Origin of the sequence: Trichococcus ilyis, from assembly GCF_900109135.1 — a bacterium.
In the GTDB taxonomy this organism is placed as follows: Bacteria; Bacillota; Bacilli; order Lactobacillales; family Aerococcaceae; genus Trichococcus; species Trichococcus ilyis.
In genome coordinates this window covers 97,601-103,704 of the sequence record NZ_FNYT01000008.1, presented here as the reverse complement: position 1 = coordinate 103,704, position 6,104 = coordinate 97,601, and the positions used below count along the sequence as shown (strand labels likewise).

Below are 6,104 nucleotides of genomic sequence, written 5' to 3'. Positions count from 1 at the left end.
ATTGGCGATGGATGCAGCGATTGGGGACGCGGCCCTGGCCCACGTAATATCTACTCTGGCGGTGCCGTCTGACTTCTTTTGAAATGGAGGTCGGGTCTTTGTCCAGGGAGCGGGCTATGGTGCGGAAGGAGTGGCGTTTTTCAAGTGAGTGTTGAATGGCGTAACGATCTTCAAGGGTTAAATGTTTCTGTGTTGTCATAGGTGAACACTTCCTTCTTTTTGTAAGTGAGGAAGCAAAACATTATCCACCTTGAATTATAGGCTGTTTGCAGGAGTGAATTCCACTCCCAGCTTTGCAGAAGTTAATTCCGTATTTTGAACCAGTCAACTGGAATTTAGTTTTTCAAATAACACGAAAAAAAATAGCGCCAGCGGGATGCCTTTTGTAGCATCGTATTATTTTATTTTGCGGAGAAAAAGGGTAAAATAGCAGTATAGAGCCAGAAAGGACAGCGCGCCATGAAGAAATTATTTATCGGTTTGATACGCGGTTACCAGAAAGTGATATCCCCTTTGTTTCCGCCGAGCTGCCGGTATTACCCGACCTGCTCGAACTATGCGGTCCAAGCCATCCAAAAACATGGCGCAATCAAGGGCAGCATCATGGGGATCGCACGCATCCTAAGATGCCATCCTTTCGTCAAAGGCGGGTATGATCCAGTGCCGGAGCAATTCAGCATCCGCCGCAACAATGAAGATGCAGACAGTCACTCAGAACACGAACATTCCCATGAGCACTAAGATTTTTCGGATTTTCCCATTTCAGCAATCAAAGGAGCGATTAAAATGGATGAATTAAAGAAGATTTTCTTAGCAGGTGTCGGTATGACCTCGACTTCGATCGAGAAGGCTGAAAAGCTGATCAACGAGATGGTCGAAAAAGGGCGCGTTACGGTCCAGGAAGGAAAAGAACTGCAGACGGAGCTGACCCGGAAAGCCACAGGCCTCGTGCCGGCAACGAAAGCGGAGCTTGATCAGCTGCCGTTCGCCAAAAAAGAGGATGTGGAGGCGCTGGAAGCCAAGATGGATGCCATCAACGCCAAACTGGATCAATTGTTGAGCAAATAAGCAATCGGAAGATGAAGGAGGGATCAGGATGGCAAGAGACGAACGGTTGCATGAAATAGTCCGGATCTTGTCCTCCTACGGGCTTCAATTCCTTTACCATAACCAGGTGAAGCCCAGCCAAAAAGATCAGGATCCGGAGAACCTTCGTCTTGCTTTCGAAAAATTGGGACCGAGCTTCATCAAAATCGGACAGATCCTATCCACCCGCATTGATATTCTCCCGCAGGCCTTCGTCGAAGAACTGGCGCACCTGCAGGACAAAGCGCCGGAATTTCCGTTTGCGGAAGTCGAGCGCATTTTTATGGAAGAAACCAAACTGTCACTGGGCGAAGCTTTTTTGTCCATCGACGAAAAACCGCTCGCCAGTGCCTCGATAGCACAGGTCCATCGGGCGGTTCTCCGGACCGGGGAGGAAGTGGTCGTGAAAGTGCAGCGCCCGATCATCGATGATCTGCTGATCCGCGACCTGGACATCCTGATCCGTCTCAGCCGGAAAATCCCGAAGGAACTGGTCGAGGTGGTCGATCCCAAGGAAGCATTGGAACAAGTGAAGGCGAACACATTGATCGAACTGGACTTCCGCAATGAAGCCCAGCTCCTGCAACGTTTCCGCGATCTCAATGCCAACATTGCTTGCGTCGGAGTCCCAAAAATCTATCCCGGACTGACGACGCGCCGGATCTTGGTGGAAGAGTACATCGAGGGCACGAAAATCACGAACCGCGACCAGTTGGACTTGCTTGGCTATGATTCGGACGACATCAGCCGCAAATTGATGCTGGCCTATCTGAAGCAAGTATTCCACGACGGCTTTTTCCACGGAGATCCCCATCCCGGCAACCTGATCATCAAAGAAGGCAAAATCTATTTCATCGATTTCGGCATCATGGGGGATCTGTCGGAGACCACGAAAAAGTCGCTGAACGATATTCTCCAAGGATTGGCCTCAAAGGATCTCGATCGGATGGTGAAAGTCTGTCTGGAACTGGGGACTCCGAAAGGCAGGGTGGACAAACGCAGCCTTTATGCCGACGTTGAGATGCTGTTCGATATGTACCTTTCGAACAACATGCTGAATGTGAATATGGGCACTTTCATTACGGACTTCATCCGGATGTTCAAACGCCATAACATCGCCATTCCGAGTGATCTGACGATTCTCGCGAAGTCTTTGTCGATACTGGAAGGTGTTTTTCAGGAGATTTCCCCTGAATTGAACCTGATCTCGATTGCGAAGGACTATCTGAAGGAAAACTTTACGCTCACAACGCTGCTGCAGAAGTTTTCTGCGGAAAAACTGGCTTTGAGGGGGTATGCCTTCCTCAAGGACAGCAGCGAAATTCCGTCGAGTCTGCTGGCTTTATTGAAGCAGACGGCAAGCGGCAGGACCATGCTTCGGATCGATGTCGATCAGCTGGATGACAAATGGAAAGATGTCAAGAAGATGTCCAACCGAGTCGTCATCTCCTTGGTTGTTGCCGGCTTGCTGTTGTCATCCGCCATCATGTCCGGTACACCGGGCGGGCAATTTCTTGGGCAAGGAGGCTTTGTGATTGCTGGCCTGTTCAGCATCTGGCTGCTGATTTCCATTTTCCGGTCCGGGAACCTGTAAGTGCAAAAGTAGCCGCTTTTTCTGGCGGACCCCTGAATTAGAAACTGGTAAAAATTGAAAATCGCCTCTTGAAAATCGCTGGCTGCTGTTATATTATATGTTGGTCAGCTTTTCAAGGAAAGCGCACGGAGGGATAGCGAAGTGGCTAAACGCGGCGGACTGTAAATCCGCTCCTTCGGGTTCGGCAGTTCGAATCTGCCTCCCTCCACCATTGGGCTATCGCCAAGCGGTAAGGCAACGGACTTTGACTCCGTCATTCGTTGGTTCGAATCCAGCTAGCCCAGTAAGAAAAGCGGAGAAGCGTTCCGGAATCATACTGATGATTTCCGGAACGTTTTTTTTAACAGTCAGCATCGGCGACAACAAGCAGGAGGTTGGGCAATCGGTCCAGTCTTTTTTGAGATAAAAGTTCATAATTTGGAAAAAAGTTTCATCGTAAAAACGTGATATGATGGATGAAGTGGTTGTTCCAAAAAAGTAGACATTATCGAAGAGAAAGCAGGGGAAATACGATGGCTAAATGCACAGATTGCAACGTTGATTTGATTGAAGGCTTAGGTCTGTATTCGCAAGGGGTTTACCTTGTTGAACTGGCGAAAGAAAAAACATTGAACGGATATGCAAAGGCGGCTTTGGAAGCGGCAGTATGCCCACAATGCGGCAAAGTATCATTCTACATGCCGGAAGAGCAATTAGCGAAACTGGTAGATTGATTCTTAATGATTATAACCAAAAAACGGAGCTGTCGGCAGATGATGCGACAGCTCCGTTTTTTGGTTGTTTAATGTTCGTTTGGATCGTTTTTTGCGTCCTCATGAGTCGGGTGTACCGTTCCGGGCAAGTGGTCAGGGCCTGCATAGATTGTATACAGTTTGAGCGGTTTATCCCCGGTATTTGTGATGTTGTGCCATTTGTCGGCAGGGACAAAGACAGCGTCATCATCGGAAACTTTTTGTTCGAAATCCAGATTGTCCTCCGAATCGCCCATCACGCACAGACCGTCCCCTTCTTCGATGCGGATGAATTGGTCGATGCCATGGTGGACTTCCAAGCCGATGTCATCGTTCGGCTGGATGGTCATGACGGTCACCTGCAATTTTTTGCCGGTCCAGATGGTTGTGCGGTAGTTCTCATTCTGTAGGGTTGCATCCTCGATGTTGACTACGTAAGGTTGTTTTCCGTGATCTTTAAAATCGATACTCATTTGAACTCCTCCTAATTTAAATTAATCATCTTGTTGTAATTATTATAAACTAAGCATAACAAAGTGAGTCGGATTTGCAAACGATACGCTTCAACTGGGATCGGTTGCCCATCTTCTTCCATTGTAACGCGCATCAAGCGTTTTCTCAAGGAAACAATACCGTAGGGTCAGATTATTTGTGATATAATTGACGATAATAACTTTGAACGTGGAGGTGCGCATGTGTCAATCGATTGGGGAGAAGTGATCACTTGGAGCAATGCCTTTAATATAGTGGATATCCTGTTGGTGTGGTATCTGGTGTACAAGCTGATCATGATTTTTAAAGGTACGCGATCCATTCAGTTGCTGAAAGGTATCGGCATCATCGTGCTGATCAAGTTGGCCGCGGTCACGCTGCAGTTGCAGACGATCGACTGGATCATGAACCGCGTCATCCAATGGGGCGTCGTGGCAGTCATCATCGTATTTCAGCCGGAAATCAGAAAAGGATTGGAGCACCTCGGAAAAACGGGATTCAGGAAAAAAACCAAGCGCTCCGTCAATACAAGCGAGCATTTGGTAATGGAGTTGGACAAAGCTGTCCAATATATGGCGAAACGAAAAATCGGCGCTTTGATTTCCATCGAACAGCAAGACCTGCTGGATGAGTATGCAGCAACAGGGATAAAAATCGGCGGAGAGGTAACCAATCAGTTGTTGATCAATATCTTCATCCCGAATACGCCTTTGCATGATGGAGCGGTCATCATCCAGGATTACAAAGTTGCGACGGCAGCCAGCTATCTGCCGTTGTCGGAAAGTTCGTTCATCCCGAAGGAATTGGGGACAAGGCATCGTGCCGCAATCGGCCTCTGCGAGGTCAGTGACGCCATCACGATCATCGTATCGGAAGAGACCGGGGGCGTCAGCATTGCCCATAAGACAAGTCTCTTGCGGGAAATGAGCCGTGATGATTTTGTGGCCTATCTGACGGATCAACTGGTTGTGGAGGAAGAGGAAGAAAAGACTACCAATTTCATTCAGGATTTCTTTGACAATACGAAGTGGGGTGGTTCTGAATGAAGAAGCAACAAGATGATAAGTTCCTGGAGAACAAATGGGTCGTGCGTGGCCTTTCTTTCTTGATTTCCTTATTGTTGTTCGCCTATGTCTATTCAGAAAATTACGGCTGGTCCACAAGCACGAGCAACAGTTCCATCAGCACCAGCAAGCGCGAAACCATCTCAAATGTGCCGATCCAAGTGAACATCGACACGGACAAGTATTTCATTTCAGGATTGCCGGAAACGGTTGTGTTGACCCTGACCGGGCCGGAGAGTGTGCTCGTGCAGACGATTTCCGCTGCCGATTACCGGATCGTCACAGAAGACCTGGACGAACTGGGGCCAGGCAACCATACGATCCAATTGACCGCTGAGAATCTGTCGAATGAAATCGATTATGCGATAACGCCGTCGCGCGTGAATGTCGTCGTCGAGGAACGGGTTGCCATCGAGAGCCCGGTCGAAGTCCGCTTCGATGAATCGTTGGTCGATCCGCAATATCAGGCAGGCGTTCCGGAGCTGAGCGCGGATACGGTAACGCTGACCGGGCCGGCTTCGACCATCAAGCGTGTGGACAGTGTTTACGTGACGGTTGCGGCTGAAAATGGCTTGACAAATACTGTGAATATGAATACTGTAGTACAAGTAGTGGACTCGGGTGGGAACAAGCTGAATGTTTCCGTCGATCCCCAGGAAATTTCCGTCAGGATCCCGATTTCTCTGTATGGAAAAGAAGTGCCGTTGGTCATCCAGCAAATCGGCGTTCCGCTTGAGGGCAAAATCTATACGATCGAAGTGGACGGGAAAGCCAGTGTGACCTTGACGGGTGATAAGTCGGTGCTGGCTGGAATCGAGGAAGTGATCCTGCCGGTGAGTGTCACCGGGGTGGAGAGCAACACGACCCAAACACTCACGATTCCGGTCCCGAATGATGCTTTGACGGCCACGCCGACCACAATCAAGGTGAACATCCGCGTCTCGGATGCTTCCGCGGCCGCAACCGATTCGGAGGAAACCGCTGATGAAGGCGCATCCTCTTCTTCAGACGAAGCAAGCAGCGCAATCGCTTCTTCGATCCCGGACAGTGCGGGCAGCGGGACGGGTCAATCGGAGAGCAGTTCATAAAAATAAACCAATCCATGAAAAGAAAATAAATGAAAAATCTAAAGGAGAT

At 49.0% G+C, this 6,104-nt stretch carries 8 protein-coding genes and 2 tRNA genes; 8 read left to right on the top strand and 2 right to left on the bottom strand.

Annotated elements, in window-relative coordinates:
- The coding region (locus BMX58_RS05700; protein ID WP_093088799.1) for a helix-turn-helix domain-containing protein at positions 1–199 on the bottom strand (199 nt) is incomplete at its 3' end.
- 260 nt (positions 200–459) lie between these two features.
- On the opposite strand from BMX58_RS05700, the gene yidD reads away from it, so the two are divergent.
- From yidD to BMX58_RS05670, 6 genes are all read left to right on the top strand, one after another.
- Positions 460–741, top strand: coding sequence for a membrane protein insertion efficiency factor YidD (yidD, locus tag BMX58_RS05695; protein ID WP_068623040.1), 282 nt, complete (start codon positions 460–462; stop codon positions 739–741).
- 45 nt (positions 742–786) lie between these two features.
- On the top strand, positions 787–1,068 hold the full coding sequence (locus tag BMX58_RS05690; RefSeq protein ID WP_068623039.1) for a phasin family protein: 282 nt from the start codon (positions 787–789) through the stop codon (positions 1,066–1,068).
- A 28-nt stretch (positions 1,069–1,096) separates the two neighbouring features.
- Entirely contained in the window at positions 1,097–2,680 is a 1,584-nt protein-coding gene (locus BMX58_RS05685; protein ID WP_068623038.1) for an ABC1 kinase family protein, read from the top strand.
- Between the two features lie 127 nt (positions 2,681–2,807).
- Positions 2,808–2,891 (top strand) — tRNA-Tyr (locus BMX58_RS05680).
- Position 2,892: 1 nt separating this feature from the next.
- A tRNA-Gln gene (locus tag BMX58_RS05675) sits at positions 2,893–2,964 on the top strand.
- A gap of 228 nt (positions 2,965–3,192) precedes the next feature.
- Entirely contained in the window at positions 3,193–3,393 is a 201-nt protein-coding gene (locus tag BMX58_RS05670; RefSeq protein ID WP_068623037.1) for a hypothetical protein, read from the top strand.
- A 68-nt stretch (positions 3,394–3,461) separates the two neighbouring features.
- Here BMX58_RS05670 and BMX58_RS05665 read toward each other — a convergent pair whose 3' ends face one another.
- The gene (locus tag BMX58_RS05665; protein ID WP_068623036.1) at positions 3,462–3,884 is read right to left on the bottom strand and encodes a cupin domain-containing protein; all 423 of its coding nucleotides are present in this window, start codon (positions 3,882–3,884) and stop codon (positions 3,462–3,464) included.
- A 222-nt stretch (positions 3,885–4,106) separates the two neighbouring features.
- Here BMX58_RS05665 and cdaA point away from each other — a divergent pair, with 222 nt between their 5' ends.
- Both cdaA and BMX58_RS05655 read left to right on the top strand, forming a co-directional pair.
- Positions 4,107–4,949 (top strand): diadenylate cyclase CdaA, encoded by an 843-nt coding sequence (cdaA, locus tag BMX58_RS05660; RefSeq protein WP_068623035.1) that lies wholly within the window; start codon positions 4,107–4,109, stop codon positions 4,947–4,949.
- Positions 4,946–6,055, top strand: coding sequence for a CdaR family protein (locus BMX58_RS05655; RefSeq protein ID WP_068623034.1), 1,110 nt, complete (start codon positions 4,946–4,948; stop codon positions 6,053–6,055). Before cdaA ends, BMX58_RS05655 begins: the two co-directional genes overlap by 4 nt.
- Positions 6,056–6,104 lie beyond the last annotated feature (49 nt).